Genomic DNA, 20,149 nt, shown 5'->3' on the forward strand with positions numbered 1-20,149 from the left:
AGCCATTACCCTGTGCTCCATCAAGGCTGCACAGAGGTAACAGGGGCATGACAACGGAACACATGGACGCCATCGGCATCGGTTGGGACGTGAGGGGTTGGCAGGGCAATGCCCAGGCGGTGGCGGTGGTGGGTTGGCAGGCCCGGGAGTCGCGTCTGCACTGGCTCGGGATCTCCCCCCTGTTTCGGCTGAGCTCCCGGGTCGCGCCGGATCTGGATGCCCTGCTGCGCCCGGCCCTGCAAGACGAGGTGGCGCTGATGCAGGTGCTGGCCTGCCCGCGCCTTGCTCTCGGCATCGATGCGCCCCTGGCCTTTCCCCGCGCCCTCGCCGATCTGCTGGCGGGGCGGGGGAGCGGCTCTCCCGTGCCTCAGCGGGAGATTGACAACCCTTACGCCTACCGGGATTGCGAGCGCTGGCTCCATCAGCATTATGGCAAGAAGCCCCTCTCCGCCACCTTCGACAGGCTCGGCAACAACGCCACCCTGGCCCTCTCCATGCTGCCGCGTCTCGGGGATCTGCAACTGGTGCCAAAACAGGCGAGGGCTGCCGGGCGCGCGGTGCTGGAGGTCTATCCCGCCCTGGCCAAAATGGGGGGCAAAGCCTCTGCGGTGCGGCCCGAGCTGCAACCCCACCTGCCGGCGTCCCTCATCCCTGGAACGGATCCCTATGATGCCGCGCTCTGCGCCCTGATGGCCCTGCAATATGCGGCTGAAGGGGTCGTCACCTCGCTGCCTGCTCTGGTGGACCTGCCGGAGGAGATGGCACCGGACGAAGGCTGGGTCTACCACTTCGCCCGGGATTGAGACGCCCAAGGGCACCGCGCTCCCTCTGATGACTGCTGGCGACTTGCTGTCGCCACTTCGTATGGCTTGCCGTTGCCACGGTGTCAGGCAAGGGCAGGCCGCGTTCGTCCTTGTGATCTTCCGACGTCCCCTTGACCCTTGCCCTTGTTGCCTTATTTTGCGACTGCCGACTGCCGACTGCCGACTGCCGACTGCCGACTGCCGACTGCCGACTGCCGACTGCCGACTGCCGACTGCCGACTGCCGACTGCCGCCTTTTCATCGGACCTCATCCTTGATCCCGACTGTTTATGGCTGGTTTAAAAATCACCTCGTATGCCATCAGACAAGAGGCGTACAAGTACATTTATCACCCCGCAGCCGCGGGCAGATGGCTCCAGGGTTGTGCAGAAACAGGGTAGCGGCGGTCAAATATGCGGCAAGTTAGGCCTGCAGAAGCATAAATAGGGAGTCAGGGCGTTAATTGCTGGAAGAGCCGTCTCTTCATCCGATATATTGCCTCTTTTCCTCAGGTTTCTTGTGCGGTGGTGTCGATGAAACGCATTCTCTCTATCCAGTCCCACGTGGTGTTTGGCTGTGCCGGCAACAGCGCCGCCGTGTTCCCCATGCGCCGTCTCGGCATGGAGGTGTGGCCCATCAATACGGTGCAGTTCTCCAACCACACCCAGTACGAGGCGGGTTGGCAGGGAATGGCAATGCCGGCGGGCCACATTGCCGCCCTGTGCCAGGGGCTTTGCAATATCGAGGTGCTGGCGCGCTGCGATGCGGTGCTGAGCGGCTATCTGGGCTCGGCGGAGCAGGGGGACGAGATCCTGGCGGTGGTGGCGGCGGTGAAGCGAGCCAATCCGGCGGCCCTCTATTTCTGCGATCCCGTGATGGGGCATCCGGAGAAGGGGTGCATCGTCGCCCCGGGCGTCACCCGCTTTCTCACCGAGCAGGCCCTGCCGGTGGCGGACATCATGGCCCCCAATCTGCTGGAGCTGGAGACCCTGTGCGATGTCCATCTGACAACCCTGGCCCAGACCCGGGTCGCCGCACACCAGTTGCTGGAGAAGGGGGTGAAGATGGTGCTGGTCAAGCACCTGGGTCGCGCCGCCAGCGTCCCCGGCCGCTTCGAGATGCTGCTTGCCACCCCCGAGGGAGACTATCTGATCGCCCGTCCCCTTTACGATTTCGCGCGCCAACCGGTGGGCGTGGGGGATCTCATCAGCGCCCTGATGCTGGCCAACCTGCAGGCGGGATATGATGGGGTGAGCGCCTTCGAGCGCACCAACGCCGCGGTGGATGCGGTGCTGCGACAGACCTGGGAGGCGAATGCCTACGAGCTGCAGCTCATCGCGGCCCAGAGCGCCTTTGCCGAGCCGCAGATTGCCCACAGGGCCGAGCGCCTGGCCTGACGCCATTGATCAGCCCGTGACGGGACGAGCTGATCAAGGCTCAGCTTGCGGCACTGATCGGTGTTGCATCCTGAAAATGTTCGACCCTGGGGAAGGGGTCGTAGAAGTGGTGCAGCAGGGCCTTCCACTCCTGGTACTGAGGGGAGCCCCTGAACCCCCGGGTGTGATCTTCCAACCGTTCCCACTGCACTAGCAGCAGGTAGTGATGGGGATCGTCCAGGGCACGCTGCAACTGGTGGCCCAGGTAGCCGGGCATGGCGCTGATGATGTGCTGGGCCCGGGCGAAGGCCTGCTCGAAGTCAGTGGCCTTGCCGGGAATGATCTGCAGATGGGCGACTTCCAATATCATGATGGCTCCTTGCCGATGAGTCTGATTGAACCAAAAACCTATGTGCGCCGAGCCTTGGCGGGGGCAAGACCGGCACGCTGTCCGCTCTTGCCAGGCCGTCTGCCTCAGAGCTGCTTGTAGAAGAACTGGGTGGCGGCCAGGGTGCCGTCTCCATTGCGGGCGAAGTCCGGGATCTGGCCGGCCTCCTGATAGCCGAGCTGGCGATAGAGGCTGGAGGCCACGTCGCCGACCCGGGTATCCAGCACCAGCAAGGTACGCCTGGCGTCCCGGGCCCCTTGCTCCATGGCGTTCATCAGGGCGCGACCCACCCCCTTACCACGGGCCTGGCTGTGGACCATCAGCTTTTCCACTTCGGCCCTGTGGCCCCCGTTGGCCTTTGTGCACAGGGAGAGCTGCAGGGCGCCCACCAGATGGTGCTGATCAAACGCCACCCAGAGCTTGCGCACTCCATCCGCCAGCTCCCCCTCGATGCCTTGCCAGTACGCCAGCCCCTGCTCTTCCTGCAGGGGAGGCAGAAAGCCCACCGAGGCACCGCTGGCCACGCAATCTTGCAGCAGGGCGATCAGCGCCGGTTTGATGCCTCTGGTGCTCTCGACCTCAAGGATCTCCATTGAATGTCCTCATCATCTCTCTTGGCCCACGTGGGGGATTAACGTCTCGGGCGCGGACTCTCCTGCCGGTGCCATTATCATCCGGTCAGGTGCGCCGTCTCTTAATGGATCAGTCCCTGCGCTGCCAGCCACTGGAACAGCAGGCGGGAGACGGGGGAAACTTCGGCGAGGTGGCGGCTGTCCAGCCAGCGCAGCTCTGCGATCTCCGCCGAGGCGACGGGCGTGCCGTCGGCGTCCCCCGTGTAGCAACGCAGATTGACATTCACCCCTTGCGGCTTGCCGTCCGCCTGGGCGCTGAACTCGCAGGCGAACGCCAGGGTGTCGGGTTTCAGGGTGACCGCGAGCTCTTCCTCGATTTCACGAACGAGGGCCGCCTCGTCGCTCTCGCCCGGCTCGCGCTTGCCCCCCGGTATGTAGTAGATGTCCTTGCCGTGGGAGCGGGCGCACAGCAGTTGTCCCTCCTTGAAGGTCAGCCAGGCGAGTTTGTCGATCATGGGCAGATTCCTCTTGTTGCTGCTTGTCAAAGGGGGGCTCGCTGCTCGCACAGGGTGCGATAGGAGCGGGTTTCCCGCATCTCGAGCGCCAGTCCCAGCCGGCTAGCCAGCGCCAGCAACTGCGCGCGGTAGGCGGGCAGGGCGGCCTCGTCGTCAGTCATGATGGCGAGTTCGGCAAAATCACCGACACCTGCCAGGTGATCCACCGTGACGTGGAAGGCCCCCAGAAAATAGATGCTGCGCCGCTTGTCGATGGTCAGCACCGGCTGGTAGCCCAGGGTGCGCACCATGCTGGCGGCCTTGTCGGCGTCGGTGATGTTGACCGCCTCGCAGCGATCGGGTCCGGGCCCTTTGACTATCCAGAGCCGGATGCCGCTGGGGGCCATGGTGCGGATGATCAGGCTCTTCTCTGCCCGAGCCAGGGCGCCGTCTGCCGTGTCGAAGTAGCAGTCCTGCTCATGATTGTCCGCCACCATCACCTCGGGGCCGAGGGCCGTGAGGGTATGCACAAAGGCGGCGCTGTCCGTCAGGCGGTATTTGAACTCCACCTCGAAGCGCCCCTGAAAGTGGGTGGTCATGGCCTTGCGACGGCTCCCGAACGGCAAATGAATAGGGCAGCCTAGCAAAAGTGCCGGGCTCTCCCAAGCATCGGGATCACAGCTTCGCATCGACTGCCGACTTTATGACCAGATGGTGAGGGAAAACCCGCCCTGGTGCACAGCTTGTGGCCCGGTGGCTGGGCGCCGTCCGGGGGCTGTGCTCTAATGAGCTCCCTCTTTGGCGGTATTGCCGCCCTGAACAACGACAACGAGGCGTCGGCCCCGGCCGCGCCAGTGGAGCCACAGATGCAGATCACCTCAAAGACCCCCTTTATCGGACTGGGCGTGGCGGGCAACTTCGCCGGTCACCTGGAGCAGGCAGGGGAGGCGGCGGATTTCGTCGCCGTCAAGGTTGACGACAAGGTCGCCCCCAAGGCGCTGTTCCCCTTCTATGTGCCGAACCATCCCGGCCAGCTCGGGGTCTTTCCCCTGAGCGGCGAGGCCATCTTCCTGCCGGAGGCGGCGGTGAGCGGGGACGAGAAGGTGCAGATTGAACCCGAGGTGGCGCTCTGGTGCGAGCTGAAGTACGCGGGGGAGCAGGTGGTGGCCATCCATCCCAAGGCGTTTGGCGCCTACAACGACTGCTCCATCCGTCGCCCCAATGCCAACAAGATCAGCGAGAAGAAAAACTGGGGTGAAGAGAGCAAGGGGCTGGCCGCGAACCTGCTGCCCCTGACCCACTTTGCCGCAGGATGCGAGCTCGATGACTACCGCATCGCCTGCTACCTGGAGCGCGGCGGCGAGCTGCACCCCTACGGGATCGACAGCGCGGCGGTGGACTACAGCTACTTCCACGGTCAGTTGCTGGCGTGGGCCATCGACAAGTTCAACCATCAGCAGGACGAAGGCCCGGCCGAGCATATCCAGGGGCTGCTGGCCCAGGCGGGGCGCCCGGCCCATGCGCTCATCAGCATCGGTGCCACCCGCTACACCCCCTTTGGCGAGACCCACTTCCTCGCTCCCGGTGACACCGCCTGCGTGGTGGTCTACCCCGCCAGTCGCTACGACGAGCAGGTTATCCAGGAGGCCATCCGAGCCCGCCGCTTCGGGCCGGATGTCTCCGTGCTGCTGCAGGCGGTCAAGACCCGCTAATCCTGTCGTCAGGCCCGCTTCGGCGGGCCTGACTGTTTTTAAGCACAGCGCAGCCCGTTCCCTGTCGGCTTTCTACCCCCTGTTTGCATACCCTCTATACCTACCGCACGCCATGCCAAGCGCATGATGTTCCTCGATCCTGTTCGCGCTCCGCCATCTGCCTCCCGTGCCCTGAACCGTGCACCTCGAAAGCCGATTGCAGTGGCTGGATATAACAGTATGATTTGCCACAAGAAGTCCATTCTGCCTGCAAGGATCCCGAGTATTCATGGTTGAACTCAAGACCCTGGCCCTGTTTCTGGTGACTGCGGTTGCCGAGATCCTGGGCTGTTATCTCCCTTATCTCTGGCTGACCCAGGGCAAGAGCGTCTGGCTGCTGCTGCCCGCGGCCCTGAGCCTGGCCCTGTTCGCCTGGCTGCTCTCATTGCACCCGACCGCCGCTGGCCGCGTCTATGCCGCCTATGGCGGCGTCTACATCTTCGTGGCCATTCTCTGGCTCTGGGCCGTGGATGGCATCAAACCCAGCCTGTGGGATCTGGTGGGGGCCGGGGTGGCCCTGATCGGCATGGCCATCATCATGTTTGCCCCAAGACCCGCCTGATATCGATGCCAAGGGAGATCAGCATGATGACGACAGTGGTGATAAGAGAGTGTGAGGCGCAGGACTTGGCCGGGCTGCTGGCCCTTTATCAGGAACTCAGGCCTCAGGACCCCGTGCTCGACGAGCAAGGGGCCCGCGAGGGATTGGCGGCGATGCTTGATCTGCCCCATACCCGCATCATGGTGGCCCTGGTGGAGGGCCAGCTGGCCTCCAGCTGCCAGCTCGGGGTGATCCCGACCCTCACCAACGGCGGCCGACTCTTCGGCATCATAGAGCATGTGATCACGGGTGCCGCGTTTCGCCGCCAGGGGCTCAGCCATCAGTTGCTGGAGCATACCCTGGCGCTGGCCTGGGAGCTGGATTGCTACAAGGTGATGCTGCTCTCAGGGGAGGAGCGGGAGGCCGCTCATCGCCTCTATGAGGGACTCGGTTTCAAGGCCGGCATCGAGAAAGGGTTTGTTATCAAGGCGCCGCAATAAGTCCCATGGACTGCTGCATCATCAAAGGCGTGGGCTGTTATCCGCAACATATTGAGGTAGCGATGAAAATTGACGCCGCACAAAAGTGCGCTCACCCAACCCTTATCACCATCTGGGAGGCCTCGGTGCGCGCCAGCCACCACTTCCTGCAAGAAGCCGACATAGCGGCCCTGAGGCCCTTGATCCTGGAGCACTATTTCGATGCCGTGACGCTGAACTGTGCCAGAGTAGACAATGGCGAGATCGTCGGTTTTATCGGGGTGGCCGAGGGCAATATCGAGATGCTGTTCGTCGCCCCCGCCGGGATGGGGCAGGGGGTGGGTCGCCAACTGGTGGCCCATGCCATCGCCAATCTCGGGGCGCGCCGGGTGGATGTGAACGAGCAAAACGAAGGGGCCTGTGGGTTTTACCGACGGATGGGCTTCGAGGTGACGGGGCGCTCCCCCCTGGATGGCCAGGGCAAACCTTATCCCCTGCTGCATCTGGTCCTGTCTGCCGAGGCTGGCGCATGAAAAAACCGCCCGAGGGCGGTTTTTTGTTGTTCAGGAGGTTTGGCTCGCGCCCTTCACTCCTCGCTGGAGTTGTCCTGATAGTCGCCCCGCTGGGCCTTGGGTAGACGGCGCATGGGGGCGAAACCGATGTCCTCGCCCACCACTTCCCGCTTGCGGGACTTGTTTTGCGCAGGCTGGGCCGGCTTCTTGGCGCCATCCCCTTTGCCTTTCCCGGCGGCGGGTTTGCCCTTGGTATTGGCATGGCCACGGGCGCGGGGCGGGTTTTGCACCGGCTTGCTGCCCGGCAGGGTCTGGCGGCTCGGCTTGCCGCTCGGCTCGTATCCTTCCAGGATCTCCACGGTCAGGGATTGGCCGATCAGCGCCTCGATCTCCTTGAGCTGGCCCAGCTCGTCCTGGCTCACCAGAGAGATGGCCTCGCCGCCACGGCCGGCGCGGCCGGTGCGGCCGATGCGGTGGATGTAATCCTCCGCCATCTGGGGCAGCTCGAAGTTGATCACGTGGGGCAGCTGATCGATGTCCAGGCCGCGAGCGGCGATGTCGGTGGCAACCAGCACCCGCACCTTGCCTTCACGAAAATCCGCCAGCGCCCGGTTGCGGGCCCCCTGGCTCTTGTCACCGTGGATGGCGACTGTATCCAGGCCATCTTTCTGCATTTGCTGGGCGAGCCTGTCGGCAATCTGCTTGGTGCGCACGAACACCAGCACCCGCTGCCAGTTGCCACGGCCAATCATGTGGGAGAGCATCTCCCGGCGGCGTTCCCGATCGACCTGGATGATGCGCTGGCTTACCTGCTCGGCGGCGGTGTTGCTGGGATCCACCTCGATGAGGGTGGGATCCTTGAGCAGATCGTCCGCCAGCGCCTTGATGTCATTGGAGAAGGTGGCGGAGAAGAGCAGGGTCTGACGCTCCTCCGGCAGGGCCTTCATGATGCGGCGAATGTCGGTGATGAACCCCATGTCGAGCATTCTGTCCGCTTCATCCAGCACCAGCACCTCGAGGGCGCTCAGGGTCAGGGCGCCCTGGGTCAGCAGATCCAGCAGGCGGCCCGGGGTGGCGACCAGGATGTCGACCCCGAGCTTGATGGCGTCCAGGTTCGGCTTGATGCTGACGCCGCCATAGGCGATCAGGGTACGAAACGGCAGGTGGTGGGCATATTTGATGATGCTCTCGCCCACCTGGGCGGCCAGCTCCCGGGTCGGGGTCAGCACCAGGGCTCGCACCTGGCGACGACCGCCACGGCCGTGGTTGGCCAGCAGTCGATGAAGCATGGGCAGGGTGAAACCGGCCGTCTTGCCCGTGCCTGTCTGGGCGCCGCCTAGCACGTCCTGCCCGGCCAGGATGGCGGGAATGGCTTGCTGCTGGATGGGGGTGGGTTGTTCGTAACCCAGCTCCTTGACGGCCCGCAGGATGTGCGGTGACAGACCCAGTTCATTGAATGACATGTTCGAGGGACACTCCGAGCCTTGGGCTCAACGGGTGACGGCAGCCTTGGTCCGTCACGACATGGAAAATAGGGTGGGCCGCCATCGAGGCTGGGCCTGAGCCCGGCAAAGCGACCGCACAAGAGACAGTGGGCGCGTAATATAGCAGATGCGAGGCGCACGCGCAGCAGCCGTGTCGCGAGCAGGGTTGCCACGGCCATCCCGGCAGGGAAAGGCCAGGGGGGCGCTAAGAGGGGCCCCCTGGCCTCGGCGCACGCCCGTCAGAGCAGTCCCTCGATGGCCTGCACCAGATCCTCCGGCCTGGTCTGGGGGGCGAAGCGGTCCACCACCCGGCCTTCACGGTCAATCAGGAACTTGGTGAAGTTCCACTTGATGGCCTCGCTGCCAAGGAGCCCGGGCTTTTGCTCCTTGAGCCAGCGATAGAGGGGGTGGGCACCGACGCCGTTGACCTCGCACTTGGCCATCAGGGGGAAGCTGACCGGGTAGTCGAGGGAGCAGAAGCGGGCGATCTCCTCGGCATCGCCCGGCTCCTGATGGCCGAACTGATCGCAGGGAAAGCCCAGGATCTCGAAGCCTTGGGGGCCGAACTGGCGATAGAGGGCCTCAAGCCCGGTGTATTGGGGGGTAAAACCGCAGCGGCTTGCCACGTTGACCACCAGCACGACACGGCCCTGCAGATCGGCGGTGGACCAGGCCGTGCCATCGAGTCGTTGCAGGGGGATGAGGGGCAGGGGCATGGTTTCTCCTGATGCAAGAGGGGCGACAAGGCGCCCGGGGGACAATCCTTGCACGTTAACGGGCCGAGGGCCGGGGAGCAAGGGGGAGGGCGTCTGTGCCCCCCAGACTCCTATTGATGGCGGGACTTCTCAAGAGAAGCAATCCGGTTTGTGCCGATGGTCCGAAGTCGCTACAAAGCGCACTCTCTCCCCTCGCTGCGAGCCTATCTTGGACTATCAAGCCGTCATGGATGCCATCTACACCCGGGGTTGGGTGATAGTGGATGATTTTTTAACCGCCGCCGAGGTGGGTGCCCTCAAGGCTTGCCTGCCGGACGAGTGGCGACCGGCGGGGATCGGGCGCGAGACCCTGCATCAGGACAACCGCGATATCCGTCGGGATCAGATCCACTGGCTCGACGCCTCCCTCGGCGCGCCGGTGGCCGACTATCTGGCCCGGATGGAGTCCCTGCGTCTGGCCGCCAATCGCAGCCTGATGCTGGGGCTGTTCGACTACGAGGCCCACTTTGCCCGCTACCGTCAGGGGGACTTCTACGCCACCCATCGCGACGCCTTCGCCGGGCGATCCAACCGCCGGCTCACCTCGGTGTTCTACCTGAACAACGACTGGCAGCCAGAGGCGGGGGGAATATTGCGGGTCTATGACGACAGCGAGCAGTTTCTGATGGATGTCTCCCCCCGGGGCGGGCGGCTGGTGCTCTTCCTGTCTGAAGAGTTTCCCCACGAGGTGCTGCCCGCAAGCCGGGAGCGCTACAGCATTGCCGGCTGGTTTCGGGTCAACGGCAATGGCGCCGGGCGGGTCGATCCTCCCCGCTGAGCGCATTTCATCCTGTTTCTGACACAGGAAGAGACTTTTATCTGCCCGGGCAGGGGGAGGTGCGCCCCATCGGCTGACAAGGCTTCCCCTCCCTTGCTACACTGCCCGCACTTATGTTCGTTTCTGGCTTCGTCCGGTTTTCATGCGGTTGGGTTTGACATGGTGATGACGAAGCCGCTTCTCCCAAGGGATCACATCTAATGAAGAACATGCATGTCTTGCTGCTGTGCGGCGGTGGCGGCTCCGAGCACGAAGTCTCGCTGCGCAGCGCCAATTTCCTCGAAAAACAGCTCGGGCTCCTGCCCGGTATCGAAGTGACCCGGGTCGAGATGTTTGCCGACCGCTGGCTCTCCGCCGACGGTCGCGAGTGCAAGCTGGGGCTGGACAAGCTGCTCTCGTTCGACAGCGTGGCCCGTCCGGTGGACTACGTGGTGCCCTGCATCCACGGCTATCCCGGTGAGACCGGCGATCTGCAATCCTTCCTCGAGCTGGCCGGCCTGCCTTATCTGGGTTGTGACGCCGAGGCGAGCAAGGTGTGCTTCAACAAGATCACCACCAAGCTGTGGCTCACCGCCATCGGCATCCCCAATACCCCCTACCTGTTCCTGACCGAGCAAGGCGAGGCGAGCCTGATCGAGGCGAAAGCGGCGCTGGCCAAGTGGGGCAAGGTCTTCATCAAGGCGGCCTCCCAGGGCTCTTCCGTGGGTTGCTACTCCGCCAGCAACGAGGCAGACCTGGTGAAGGGTATTGCCGATGCCTTCGGTTACTCCGAGCAGGTATTGATCGAAAAAGCGGTCAAGCCCCGCGAGCTGGAAGTGGCGGTCTACCAGTATGGTGACGAGCTGGTGGCCACCTATCCGGGGGAGATCTGCGTACCCCAGGACAAGTTCTACACCTATGAAGAGAAGTACAGCAGTGCCAGTCACACCGAGACCGCGCTCAAGGCCGAGGGACTGACTCAGGCGCAGGCTGACGCCATTCACGAGTACGCGCTCAAGGCGTTCCGTCAGCTCAAGCTGACCCACCTGTCGCGCATCGACTTCTTCCTGACCGAAGAGGGGGAGATTTTGCTCAACGAGATCAACACCTTCCCGGGCATGACCTCCATCTCCATGTTCCCGAAACTGCTGGAGCACCACGGCCACAGCTTCGCGCACTATCTGGAGCAGATCCTGCGAAAGGCGGTCTGATGTCGCCAGACCCGGTTGCAACGGATGGTGAGTAGGGGCCTCAGGGCCCCTTTTTTCATGGGGGGAAGCGGGCAGAGCGCGGGGAGGGAAGGGGGCAGGGCGCCGCCCGGCAAGCCTTGCCGCCAGGAGGGCGCGCCGTTACAATCAGCCCCCTTTTGTCCCGCCACAGGCACCGTCAGAGCCGCGTTCCATGAAGCCCATCCCCGATCACGCCGTCAACCGCCTGCGCATCTGGCGCAAGAGCGTCTCGACCCGACCCTTTCTTGCCCGTGGCGGCAGCGTGCCACGCTGTGATGCCTGCCAGCTGCGCCACGACTGGTGTGCCTGCGACTGGCGCCCGGCGCTCAAGGCCGAGGCCGGTTTCTGCCTCATGATGTATGACAGCGAGCCCATGAAGCCCTCCAACACCGGGCGCCTCATCGCCGACGTGCTGCCGGACTCCACCTGGGCCTTTCTCTGGTCGCGTACCGAACCCCATCCCGAGCTGCTGGCCCTGCTGGCGGATCCCGCCTGGCAGCCCTACTTGGTCTTTCCCGCCTGCGAGAAAGCGCCCGACCGCCTGACCGGCGAGGTGGTACTGGCCCCCGGCAAGAAGCCGCTGTTCATCCTGCTGGACGGCACCTGGCCCGAGGCGCGCAAGATGTTCAACAAGAGTCCCTATCTGGACGGCTTCCCGGTGCTCGCCATCAAGCCGGATGCGCTCTCTACCTACGGCATGCGCGTCGCCCACAGCGACGAGCACCTGTGCACCGCCGAGGTGGCCGCCTGCGTGCTGGAAGTGGCCGGGGAGCTGCGGGCGGGACAGGCGCTGCAGCTCTGGTTCAATCTCTTCAGCAGCCGCTACATGGCTGGCCGGGTTAGCCGTGCACCCGGTGCTGATGAAGGGCCCCTGCTGGAGGGGCTGGAGGCCATCAAGGGCCAGAGCCGCGCTCTGGATTAATCCTCATCAGCAGCCGCTACATGGCTGGCCGGGTAAGCCGTGCGCCCGGTGAGGATGAAGCGCCCCTGCTGGAGGGGCTGGAGGCCATCAAGGGCCAGAGCCGCGCTCTGGATTAATCCTCATCAGCAGCCGCTACATGGCTGGCCGGGTAAGCTGTGCGCCCGGTGCTGATGAAGCGCCCCTGTTGCAGGGGGTGGAGGCCATCAAGGGCCAGAGCCGCGCTCTGGATTAATCCTCATCAGCAGCCGCTAGATGGCTGGCCGGGTAAGCCGTGCACCCGGCGAGGATGAAGCGCCCCTGTTGCAGTGGGTGGCGGCTATCAAAGCACAGGCCCTCTCGCACGCTGATTAATGAAAATAAGGAATTAGTTGGCTGCCATTGTTTCGTTGGCTTCATGAGCCCGCCCTCGCTAGGATAGCGACCTGTTGACTCCTTCAGGCTCCAGGCCATGCCGGGCGCCGCCAATCACACGAGGTCTATGGATGGAACTGGAACTGCTCACCCTGGTCGCCCTGTTCGGGGTGGCCCTCATCGCCGGCTTTATCGATGCCATCGCCGGGGGCGGAGGGCTCTTGACGGTGCCGGCCCTGCTGGCCACCGGCATGCCGCCGGCCCTGGTGCTTGGCACCAACAAGTTGCAGAGCAGTTTCGGTTCTTTCTCCGCCACCTGGTTTTATGCCCGCAAGGGGCTCCTTGAGTGGGCCATCATCTGGCCGGCTGTCATCTGCACCTTCATCGGGGCGGCCATCGGCACCCTGGCGGTGCAGACCATCGATGCCGCCATCCTGGAGCGGCTGCTCCCCTTCCTGCTGATGGCGTTTGCCTGCTACTTCTACTTCTCCCCCAGGGTGAGCGATGCGGAGAGCCAGCGCCGCCTCACCCCCATGGCGTTCGCCCTGCTGGTGGGAGGGGGCGTGGGCTTTTATGACGGCTTCTTCGGGCCGGGCACGGGGTCGTTTTTTGCCATCGGTTTCGTGGCCCTGGCGGGCTTCGGCATGGCGCGGGCCACCGCCCACACCAAGCTGCTCAACTTCACCTCCAACATCGCTTCTCTGCTCTTCTTCACCCTGGGGGGCAAGGTGGTGTGGAGCGTGGGGCTGTGCATGGCGCTGGGGCAGTTCATCGGGGCGCGCATGGGCTCCAAGCTGGTGCTCAAGAAAGGGGTGAAGCTCATCAAGCCGCTGCTGGTGACCGTCTCCCTGGTGATGTCCGCCAAGCTGGTGTGGAGCCAGTACCCCGAGCTCTTTGCCTGGTTGGGCTGAGCCGGTACCCGCCATGACGAGGGCCCGATCGCAGATCGGGCCCTCTTGCGTTTCAGCCCTGTGCCGTCAGTTGCCGGAAATGGGCTTGCAGCGCCTGCACCAGGCGGGCAATGCGATCGCGCTTGAGGCTGTTTGGCCGATAGACCAGGTGGAGCGGGCGGCCCAGTCCCGGCAGGGGGCGTGCCTGTGTCCCCTGCTCACCCACCAGCGCCAGCAGGCCGGCGGGCAGGAGCACGGGGCCAATGCCTGCCTTGGCCAGCTCGATCAGCGCCAGGTAGGAATCGAGCTCCATGGCGGGGATAAGCCCGAGGGCGGCCAGGGGCTCGCGCAGATAGCGGTTGGAGGGGTTCTCCAGATCCATGGTCAGGATCTTGCGCACCTTGCCCTGCATCCCCTGACTCACGTCGCCTTCAGCCAGTTGCTTGCTGGTCACAGTTTCTTGCAAGGCGCCCTGGTGATCCGGCTGCGCCGCCTCATCCAGAGCCTCCCCCACCAGATAGAAGGGCTCCTCCAGCAGCCGTTCGGCACACAGCCCATGGCCAGGCGGCAGGCGGCCGGCGCAGATCCCGAGCAGGGCATCCCCGCCGCGCACCCGGGCCAGAATGACCGGGGTGTGGTGGGTAGAGAGGGCAATGTGGGGATCCCGTTCAAGATAGGCGTGCATGAAGCGGGCGAGGTAGCCCGCTAGCAGGGTTTCGGAGCAGGCGATGGACAGAGGGGTCTGATCCGTGAGGATCTGGCTGTCCGCCAGCACCCCCTTCATTTCGGCGAGGCTCGGGGCTACCCGGGCGAGCAGTTCACGGGCCTGGGGAGTGAGGCGGATATGACGGCCATCCGGCTCGATGAGCTTCTTGCCAAGGCGCTGCTCCAGCTGGGCGATGCGCTTGCTGACCGCCGACTGACTGATATAGAGGCGGCTTGCAACCTTGGCCATGGTGCCCTCGCTTGCCAGCAGGCAGAGTGTCTCCAGCCCTTCCAGTAACATGCGTCCTCCCTCCTCGTGTGTTGGACGCGGTTACCTTAGGGGCTGGTGGCATCAGGGGCAAGTACCGTTTGCGGCCCTTGATAGCGGCCAGCGCCACGCCTTGACGGGGGGCGCGAAGATCACCAGGTTGCCGATGAGGCTCACCACCACGCCGACGATGGAGACCGTCTGCCAGACAAAGCCTTCATAGAAGGTGGAGAGGGTGAGGGCCACCAGGGGGAAGAGCACGGTGGCGTAGGCCGCCTTGCTGGCACCGATGCGTCCCACCAGGGTGAGGTAGGCGGTGAAGGCGATGACGGAGCCGAAGATGGCCAGATAGACCATGGCGGCGAGGTAGCGCGGGTCGGTGGGCAGGGTGAGTGACTGACCGAGTACCGTGACCCAGCCCAGCAGCAGCGCCACGCCGTAGACCATGCCCCAGGGTACCATCTGCAATACGTGATAGCCCTGGCGCTGTCCCCGGGCGGAGACCAGGTTGCCCAGGGAGAAGCAGAGGGTGCCGGCGCAGGCAAAGAGCAAGCCCTTCCAGCCGTTTGCACCCAGTTGCGCATCCGCCAGCACCGGCCAGAAGAGCAGCAGGGTGCCAAGCAGCCCCAGCAACGATCCTTGCAGCCAGCGCAGGCCCGGTCGTTTACCCTCGAACAGCCAGAGATTGAGGCCGTTGAAGATGCTGGCGCTGGCGAAAATCACCGCCGACAGGCCGCTCGGGATATAGAGGGTGGCGTGGTAGAAACAGAGGAAGTTGGTGGAAAAGAGCAACGCGCCGAGCAGGGCAGCATAACGCTGGCCCGCCCAGGGCAGGCGCGGAAACTTGCCGCTCACCGTGAGCAGGGCGAACAGGGCCAGGGCCGCCAGGGCGAAACGATAGAGCACCGAGACCTCGATGGGGATGGGGCCGAGCTGCCAGGCGATGGCAATCCAGGTGCTGCCCCAGATGAGGACGGTGGAAACATAGAGCATCAGATTCATGGTGTGATCCCATCAAGAGAAGATGATGTGATCAGCATGAACCGTGAGGCGGGGTGCCGGCTTGCACCATCTTGCGGTTTTTTCAACGGAGGCGCAGCCTTTGACCATGAGGCGCGATAAGATGGCGACAGGAAAGGGGCGGCAAGTGCCAGAGAGGGACGCAAGCGTGCAGCATGCCATGCAGCAGACAAGACAGGCAGGGGTCTTTGATGCCCTGGTGAGCACCGGTGCCAGGCTGGAGGACTCCTGCTGGCTTGAGCCCGGACTCGGGGTGGCGAGCTGGTGCAACCGCTACGATCAGACCCGCTACCACAAGCCGGGCAACCACACCATCAGCGTCTACCTGCAGGGGGGCGAGCAGACCGAGCGGCTGGACGGCCCCGGTGGCCATGGCGGTGCCGGCAAGGTGTGCATCATGCCGGATCACCACAGGTCCGAGTGGCTGGTGCGCGAGGAGTTTCGCTTCTTCCACCTCTACTTCACCCCCGCCCACTTCACCCGCATCGCCGAGCAGGCGTGTGACAAGGAGGGGCGTCATCTGCAACTGGAAGACAAGACCTTCATCGACGATCCCCAGGCGGCGGCCCTGGTGCAGGGGCAATTGATGAAGCTGGACTGGCAGCACGGCATCGATCGCATGGCGCTCTCCCACGGTGCCTGGATGCTGATGTTGCACGCCTATCGCCATCACACCCGCGAGGCCCCGGCGCTGCCGGAGGTGCGTGGCGGCCTGGCCCCGGCCGTGGTGCGCCGGGTGCAGGAGTATCTGCAGGCTCACCTGGCCGAGCCGGTCACCCTGGGAGAGCTCGCCCGGGAGGCGGGTCTGAGCGAATACCACTTCGCCCGGATGTTCGGGCAGAGCCTGGGCTGTCCGCCCCACCGCTACCTGCTCGGGCTGCGGCTCAAGCGGGCCAAGCAGTTGCTGGCCGGAAGCGAGCCCCTGGCCAGCATCGCCGCCCAGTGCGGCTTCTCCTCCCATGCCCATTTTGGCAACCGCTTTCGGGAGGCGTTCGGCCTGAGCCCGGGCCAGTGGCGAGCCCAGTTGTCATTCTCCTGTCACAGATAACCCTGAGACTCTGGACAAAAGAGGTGTACCCTCTGTCTCTTGTCCATTGAAAGGAATGCCCATTGAATCATCGCAAACGTCAGACTCGTACTCGCCATCTCTGGTTCAACCACTGGAATGCCCCCCTCTATCGCGCCACCCAGCCGACGCCGCCCGAACCGCTCGTTCCTCACAGTTCCCGCTGAAAACGCCGTTACCCGATAGGATTTTTCCGGCAACTTTGCCACTATTGCGGCATCAGGATGGACTGGATATGGCCGCATGTTTCTGGAACGCATTGAAGTCAAAGGTTTTCGCGGAATAAATCGCCTCTCCCTCGGGCTGGACAACACCACTGTGCTCATCGGCGAAAACGCCTGGGGCAAATCCAGCCTGCTGCGGGCCCTCTGGTGCCTGCTGGGGGATGCCGAGCCCTATCAATTTGGTCAGGATGATTTTCACCGGCCCGAAGATCCCGAGCTCGAACCCTCGCGCACATTGCAATTGGTGCTCACCTTCAGCGAGTATCGTCCCCAGATGTGCCAGCACTCCCGCCGTCTGGCCCGCCTCGGGGCGGCCTGGATCCCCCACAAGGACAAGTTCCACCGGGTGCATTATCGTGCCAGTGCCGAGTTGCAGGACGATGGCAGCGTGCTCACCACCCACGACTTTCTCGACGGCATCGGCAAGAGCCTGGCCATCGACAACAATGAGGCGCTGGTGCGTCTGCTCATCACCATGAACCCGGTGTTCAGGCTGCGGGATGCCCGTACCGCCAGGGAGGGCATCGAGCGGCTGCCCTGGGGGGATCTGTGCGAGCAGCGGCTGGACGAGCTGGCCGGCAAGCTCACCGACGAGCCCCAGCGCATCGGTGAGCCTGAACTCAAGGAGGCGCTGCAGGCGGTGCAGCAGTTGATGGAGCACTACTTCAGCGCCCTGGCGCCCATCAAGCACAAGCCTCGTAGCCAGCGGGATATCGTCAATCGCCCCATGACCCTGCGTAATCCCGGCAACCTGCAGGTACTGCTGCGCAATGCGGACAACCGGGCGCTGCAACTGGCCATGGCGGGCATGGCGGCCATGCTGCTCCACGCCCGGGGCAACCGGGAGCTGGAGGAGGGGGCCAGACCCATACTGATGCTGGAAGACCCCGAGAGCCGCCTGCATCCCACCATGCTGGCCCTGGCCTGGGGTCTGCTGGAGCAGTTGCCCGGCCAGAAGCTGCTCACCACCAACTCGGGGGACCTGCTCTCCTCCTTGCCCCTCAATCAGGTGCGTCGTCTGGTGCGCCGCCAGCAGGACATCCTCTGCCATCAGTTGGGAGGGGAGCGCTACAGCAGCGACGATCTGCGTAAAATTGCCTTCCATGTGCGCATCAACAGGCCCATGTCGATGTTTGCCCGCTGCTGGTTGCTGGTGGAAGGGGAGACCGAGATCTGGCTGCTCTCGGAGCTGGCCCAGATCTGCGGCTACAGCCTGCGGGCGGAGGGGGTGCGCATCATCGAGTTCGCCCAGTGCGGCCAGGCTCCTCTCATCAAGGTGGCCCGGGACTTTGGCATAGAGTGGCACCTGCTCACCGACGGTGACGAGGCGGGTGCCAAGTATGCGAGTTCCGCTCGCTCCCTGCTCAAGGGGGAGCGCGAGCGGGATCGGCTGACCCAGTTGCCGGCGGCAGACATAGAGCACTACCTCTACCAGAACGGGTTCGAGGGGGTGTTCCGGCGTGAGGCGGGGGTCGGGGGGCGCTCCACCCTCAACGCCGGGCGCATCATCGCCAAGGCGATCCATCATCGCAGCAAGCCAGGCATGGCCCTGGCGGTGGTGGAAGAGGCGGAGCGTCTCGGCAGCGAGCACATTCCCCCTGTGCTCAAGCAGATGTTTGCCCGGGTGGTCGCCCTTGCCCGGGGACAAAGCTGACCGGCGACGTTGGGAAGACGGGGGGAGTTTGGATATACTCCCTGCCTCTTGTCCTTCCTTACCCTGTGATGGGTGCACCCGCACCCGGACTGCTGCCGGAGACCCTATGTTCGTCCAACTTCCTTTTTGGCTCTTTCCCCTGACCGGTCTGATGGCCCTGGGGGCCCTGATCGCCGTGGGGCTCGTCCTGTGGCGCGGGGATCTCTGCCCGGGCCAGCGCTCGCGGATCACTACCCAGCTCTTCTCGGTCTGGGTGATCACCGGGCTCTCCCTGATGCTGGCGGTGGAGGCCAAGGTTGCGGGCTGGCTCATCTGGAGTGGGGGGGCCGCCCTGGTGCTCGGTATCGTGCTCTCCCTGCTCCAGTCTCGCCTGGAGGGCAAGCGCGCCATCCCCGCCACCCTGCTGTGGTTGCCCGCCATGCCGCTCGCCCTCTACGGGCTGGGTCTGATGCAGATCCAGGGCTGGCTCGGCGGCCTGCTGCAGATGGTGCTGCTGGGGTCGGCCTTTGCCCACCTGATGCTGCTGCGTGCCCGCCACCGCCTGCAAGCCTTCAATCTGCTGCTGCCCCTGGCGGGGCTGGTCTCCGCCATCCTGAGTCTTATCTGGCTGGCGGTGCTGGTGGGTTGGCAGGGGAGCAGCGCCGGGCTCGACCCGCTGATCCCCGGGGTAGTGACCCAGGCCGGCCTGCTGGTCGCAGCCCTGCTGCTCTGGTTCAGCCCCATCTACCGTCAGCAGGAGACGGCCCCCGTGGTGGTCTCTGTGACCCTGTGCGGCCTCATCATCGCCCAGATTGCGGCGACCAGCGTGTTGCACCAGCTGGCCTGATCCCGGCGCATCCTTCCGCCCGCACCTTGTCGTGCGGGCTTTTTTTATGGCAAAGAGGGGCAAGGCGGGGAGGGGCCTGAGGGGGAAGAGATCGCTAGCTGCCTGAAAAAACTGCGATTTGTTGCAAAAGAGCGCAGTATGTGACGGTTTAATCCCCGAATAAACTTTTTTTAGGATATTTACTTGCAATCTCAGCGTTGGCGCCTATTATGGGCGACCTCGGACGCGGGGTGGAGCAGCTCGGTAGCTCGTCGGGCTCATAACCCGAAGGTCGTCGGTTCAAATCCGGCCCCCGCAACCAACCATTTGTGTCCATGGCAAGCGCATCGCGCAGCGGTGGAGACGAAGACAGCAAGAAGCAACTGCTCTGCTTTTTGTGGTGGCAATACAATTCGGACGCGGGGTGGAGCAGCTCGGTAGCTCGTCGGGCTCATAACCCGAAGGTCGTCGGTTCAAATCCGGCCCCCGCAACCAACTATTTGTGTTCATGGCAAGCGCTAGCGCCTGCGGTGGAAACGAAGACAGCAAGAAGCAACTGCTCTGCTTTTTGTGGTGGCAATACAATTCGGACGCGGGGTGGAGCAGCTCGGTAGCTCGTCGGGCTCATAACCCGAAGGTCGTCGGTTCAAATCCGGCCCCCGCAACCAACTATTTGTGTTCATGGCAAGCGCTAGCGCCTGCGGTGGAAACGAAGACAGCAAGAAGCAACTGCTCTGCTTTTTGTGGTGGCAATACAATTCGGACGCGGGGTGGAGCAGCTCGGTAGCTCGTCGGGCTCATAACCCGAAGGTCGTCGGTTCAAATCCGGCCCCCGCAACCAACTATTTGTGTTCATGGCAAGCGCTAGCGCCTGCGGTGGAAACGAAGACAGCAAGAAGCAACTGCTCTGCTTTTTGTGGTGGCAATACAATTCGGACGCGGGGTGGAGCAGCTCGGTAGCTCGTCGGGCTCATAACCCGAAGGTCGTCGGTTCAAATCCGGCCCCCGCAACCAACTATTTGTGTTCATGGCAAGCGCTAGCGCCTGCGGTGGAAACGAAGACAGCAAGAAGCAACTGCTCTGCTTTTTGTGGTGGCAATACA

22 protein-coding genes and 5 tRNA genes are annotated in these 20,149 nt (G+C 63.9%); 19 read left to right on the plus strand and 8 right to left on the minus strand.

Annotation, left to right across the window (positions count from 1 at the left end; all coding sequences use genetic code 11):
• The first annotated feature begins 47 nt into the window (after positions 1 to 47).
• Both ACPW74_RS08095 and pdxY read left to right on the plus strand, forming a co-directional pair.
• Positions 48 to 803: a DUF429 domain-containing protein gene (locus ACPW74_RS08095; protein ID WP_201985414.1), complete on the plus strand. Its 756-nt coding sequence runs from the start codon at positions 48 to 50 to the stop codon at positions 801 to 803.
• 533 nt (positions 804 to 1,336) lie between these two features.
• On the plus strand, positions 1,337 to 2,200 hold the full coding sequence (pdxY, locus tag ACPW74_RS08100; RefSeq protein WP_042878015.1) for a pyridoxal kinase PdxY: 864 nt from the start codon (positions 1,337 to 1,339) through the stop codon (positions 2,198 to 2,200).
• Positions 2,201 to 2,240: 40 nt separating this feature from the next.
• Here the strand turns inward: pdxY and ACPW74_RS08105 are convergent, their stop codons facing one another.
• The 4 genes from ACPW74_RS08105 to ACPW74_RS08120 form a co-directional block, all read right to left on the minus strand.
• Complete coding sequence (locus ACPW74_RS08105) at positions 2,241 to 2,549, minus strand: antibiotic biosynthesis monooxygenase family protein (RefSeq protein ID WP_041211493.1); 309 nt, start codon at positions 2,547 to 2,549, stop codon at positions 2,241 to 2,243.
• 104 nt (positions 2,550 to 2,653) lie between these two features.
• Entirely contained in the window at positions 2,654 to 3,160 is a 507-nt protein-coding gene (locus ACPW74_RS08110) for a GNAT family N-acetyltransferase (RefSeq protein ID WP_010674875.1), read from the minus strand.
• Positions 3,161 to 3,261: 101 nt separating this feature from the next.
• Positions 3,262 to 3,654: an NUDIX hydrolase gene (locus ACPW74_RS08115; RefSeq protein ID WP_039038593.1), complete on the minus strand. Its 393-nt coding sequence runs from the start codon at positions 3,652 to 3,654 to the stop codon at positions 3,262 to 3,264.
• 26 nt (positions 3,655 to 3,680) lie between these two features.
• Positions 3,681 to 4,232, minus strand: a complete 552-nt coding sequence (locus ACPW74_RS08120; protein WP_128345258.1) for a class IV adenylate cyclase — start codon at positions 4,230 to 4,232, stop codon at positions 3,681 to 3,683.
• A gap of 267 nt (positions 4,233 to 4,499) precedes the next feature.
• Between ACPW74_RS08120 and ACPW74_RS08125 the strand changes: the two genes are divergently transcribed.
• The 4 genes from ACPW74_RS08125 (at position 4,500) to ACPW74_RS08140 (ending at position 6,937) form a co-directional block, all read left to right on the plus strand.
• Complete coding sequence (locus ACPW74_RS08125) at positions 4,500 to 5,345, plus strand: DUF5718 family protein (RefSeq protein ID WP_223930030.1); 846 nt, start codon at positions 4,500 to 4,502, stop codon at positions 5,343 to 5,345.
• Between the two features lie 268 nt (positions 5,346 to 5,613).
• Positions 5,614 to 5,946: a YnfA family protein gene (locus ACPW74_RS08130; protein ID WP_039038590.1), complete on the plus strand. Its 333-nt coding sequence runs from the start codon at positions 5,614 to 5,616 to the stop codon at positions 5,944 to 5,946.
• Between the two features lie 23 nt (positions 5,947 to 5,969).
• Entirely contained in the window at positions 5,970 to 6,425 is a 456-nt protein-coding gene (locus ACPW74_RS08135) for a GNAT family N-acetyltransferase (protein WP_223930026.1), read from the plus strand.
• Positions 6,426 to 6,487: 62 nt separating this feature from the next.
• Positions 6,488 to 6,937 carry an acetyltransferase gene (locus ACPW74_RS08140; protein WP_223930024.1) on the plus strand — a complete coding sequence of 150 codons (450 nt, stop codon included), beginning with the start codon at positions 6,488 to 6,490 and terminating at the stop codon, positions 6,935 to 6,937.
• Positions 6,938 to 6,990: 53 nt separating this feature from the next.
• Here the strand turns inward: ACPW74_RS08140 and ACPW74_RS08145 are convergent, their stop codons facing one another.
• Both ACPW74_RS08145 and ACPW74_RS08150 read right to left on the minus strand, forming a co-directional pair.
• A complete protein-coding gene (locus ACPW74_RS08145; RefSeq protein ID WP_202014961.1) occupies positions 6,991 to 8,379 on the minus strand; it encodes a DEAD/DEAH box helicase in 1,389 nt (462 codons plus the stop codon).
• A 260-nt stretch (positions 8,380 to 8,639) separates the two neighbouring features.
• Positions 8,640 to 9,116, minus strand: a complete 477-nt coding sequence (locus ACPW74_RS08150) for a glutathione peroxidase (protein WP_113070201.1) — start codon at positions 9,114 to 9,116, stop codon at positions 8,640 to 8,642.
• A gap of 208 nt (positions 9,117 to 9,324) precedes the next feature.
• Here ACPW74_RS08150 and ACPW74_RS08155 point away from each other — a divergent pair, with 208 nt between their 5' ends.
• The 4 genes from ACPW74_RS08155 (at position 9,325) to ACPW74_RS08170 (ending at position 13,325) form a co-directional block, all read left to right on the plus strand.
• Positions 9,325 to 9,933 (plus strand): 2OG-Fe(II) oxygenase, encoded by a 609-nt coding sequence (locus ACPW74_RS08155; RefSeq protein WP_223930022.1) that lies wholly within the window; start codon positions 9,325 to 9,327, stop codon positions 9,931 to 9,933.
• 200 nt (positions 9,934 to 10,133) lie between these two features.
• A complete protein-coding gene (locus tag ACPW74_RS08160; protein ID WP_010674866.1) occupies positions 10,134 to 11,123 on the plus strand; it encodes a D-alanine--D-alanine ligase in 990 nt (329 codons plus the stop codon).
• A 190-nt stretch (positions 11,124 to 11,313) separates the two neighbouring features.
• Positions 11,314 to 12,063, plus strand: coding sequence for a tRNA-uridine aminocarboxypropyltransferase (locus ACPW74_RS08165; protein WP_010674865.1), 750 nt, complete (start codon positions 11,314 to 11,316; stop codon positions 12,061 to 12,063).
• Positions 12,064 to 12,545: 482 nt separating this feature from the next.
• A complete protein-coding gene (locus ACPW74_RS08170; RefSeq protein WP_010674863.1) occupies positions 12,546 to 13,325 on the plus strand; it encodes a TSUP family transporter in 780 nt (259 codons plus the stop codon).
• Between the two features lie 52 nt (positions 13,326 to 13,377).
• Here ACPW74_RS08170 and ACPW74_RS08175 read toward each other — a convergent pair whose 3' ends face one another.
• Together ACPW74_RS08175 and ACPW74_RS08180 are read right to left on the minus strand one after the other, a co-directional pair.
• Complete coding sequence (locus ACPW74_RS08175; RefSeq protein WP_201985419.1) at positions 13,378 to 14,310, minus strand: LysR family transcriptional regulator; 933 nt, start codon at positions 14,308 to 14,310, stop codon at positions 13,378 to 13,380.
• Between the two features lie 51 nt (positions 14,311 to 14,361).
• Complete coding sequence (locus ACPW74_RS08180) at positions 14,362 to 15,279, minus strand: DMT family transporter (RefSeq protein ID WP_041215090.1); 918 nt, start codon at positions 15,277 to 15,279, stop codon at positions 14,362 to 14,364.
• A gap of 178 nt (positions 15,280 to 15,457) precedes the next feature.
• Between ACPW74_RS08180 and ACPW74_RS08185 the strand changes: the two genes are divergently transcribed.
• The 9 genes from ACPW74_RS08185 (at position 15,458) to ACPW74_RS08225 (ending at position 20,060) form a co-directional block, all read left to right on the plus strand.
• Positions 15,458 to 16,345: a helix-turn-helix domain-containing protein gene (locus tag ACPW74_RS08185; protein WP_201985420.1), complete on the plus strand. Its 888-nt coding sequence runs from the start codon at positions 15,458 to 15,460 to the stop codon at positions 16,343 to 16,345.
• 62 nt (positions 16,346 to 16,407) lie between these two features.
• Positions 16,408 to 16,530, plus strand: a complete 123-nt coding sequence (locus tag ACPW74_RS08190; RefSeq protein ID WP_256094327.1) for a hypothetical protein — start codon at positions 16,408 to 16,410, stop codon at positions 16,528 to 16,530.
• Positions 16,531 to 16,606: 76 nt separating this feature from the next.
• Complete coding sequence (locus ACPW74_RS08195; RefSeq protein ID WP_039038583.1) at positions 16,607 to 18,241, plus strand: ATP-dependent endonuclease; 1,635 nt, start codon at positions 16,607 to 16,609, stop codon at positions 18,239 to 18,241.
• Between the two features lie 106 nt (positions 18,242 to 18,347).
• Positions 18,348 to 19,067: a hypothetical protein gene (locus tag ACPW74_RS08200; RefSeq protein WP_201888306.1), complete on the plus strand. Its 720-nt coding sequence runs from the start codon at positions 18,348 to 18,350 to the stop codon at positions 19,065 to 19,067.
• 224 nt (positions 19,068 to 19,291) lie between these two features.
• A tRNA-Met gene (locus ACPW74_RS08205) sits at positions 19,292 to 19,368 on the plus strand.
• 96 nt (positions 19,369 to 19,464) lie between these two features.
• Positions 19,465 to 19,541, plus strand: a tRNA-Met gene (locus ACPW74_RS08210).
• Between the two features lie 96 nt (positions 19,542 to 19,637).
• Positions 19,638 to 19,714 (plus strand) — tRNA-Met (locus ACPW74_RS08215).
• A 96-nt stretch (positions 19,715 to 19,810) separates the two neighbouring features.
• Positions 19,811 to 19,887, plus strand: a tRNA-Met gene (locus ACPW74_RS08220).
• A 96-nt stretch (positions 19,888 to 19,983) separates the two neighbouring features.
• Positions 19,984 to 20,060 (plus strand) — tRNA-Met (locus tag ACPW74_RS08225).
• The last annotated feature ends 89 nt before the right edge of the window (positions 20,061 to 20,149 follow it).

This window comes from Aeromonas sp. INTO2 (assembly GCF_049860605.1).
GTDB classification, from domain to species: domain Bacteria; phylum Pseudomonadota; class Gammaproteobacteria; order Enterobacterales; family Aeromonadaceae; genus Aeromonas; species Aeromonas caviae.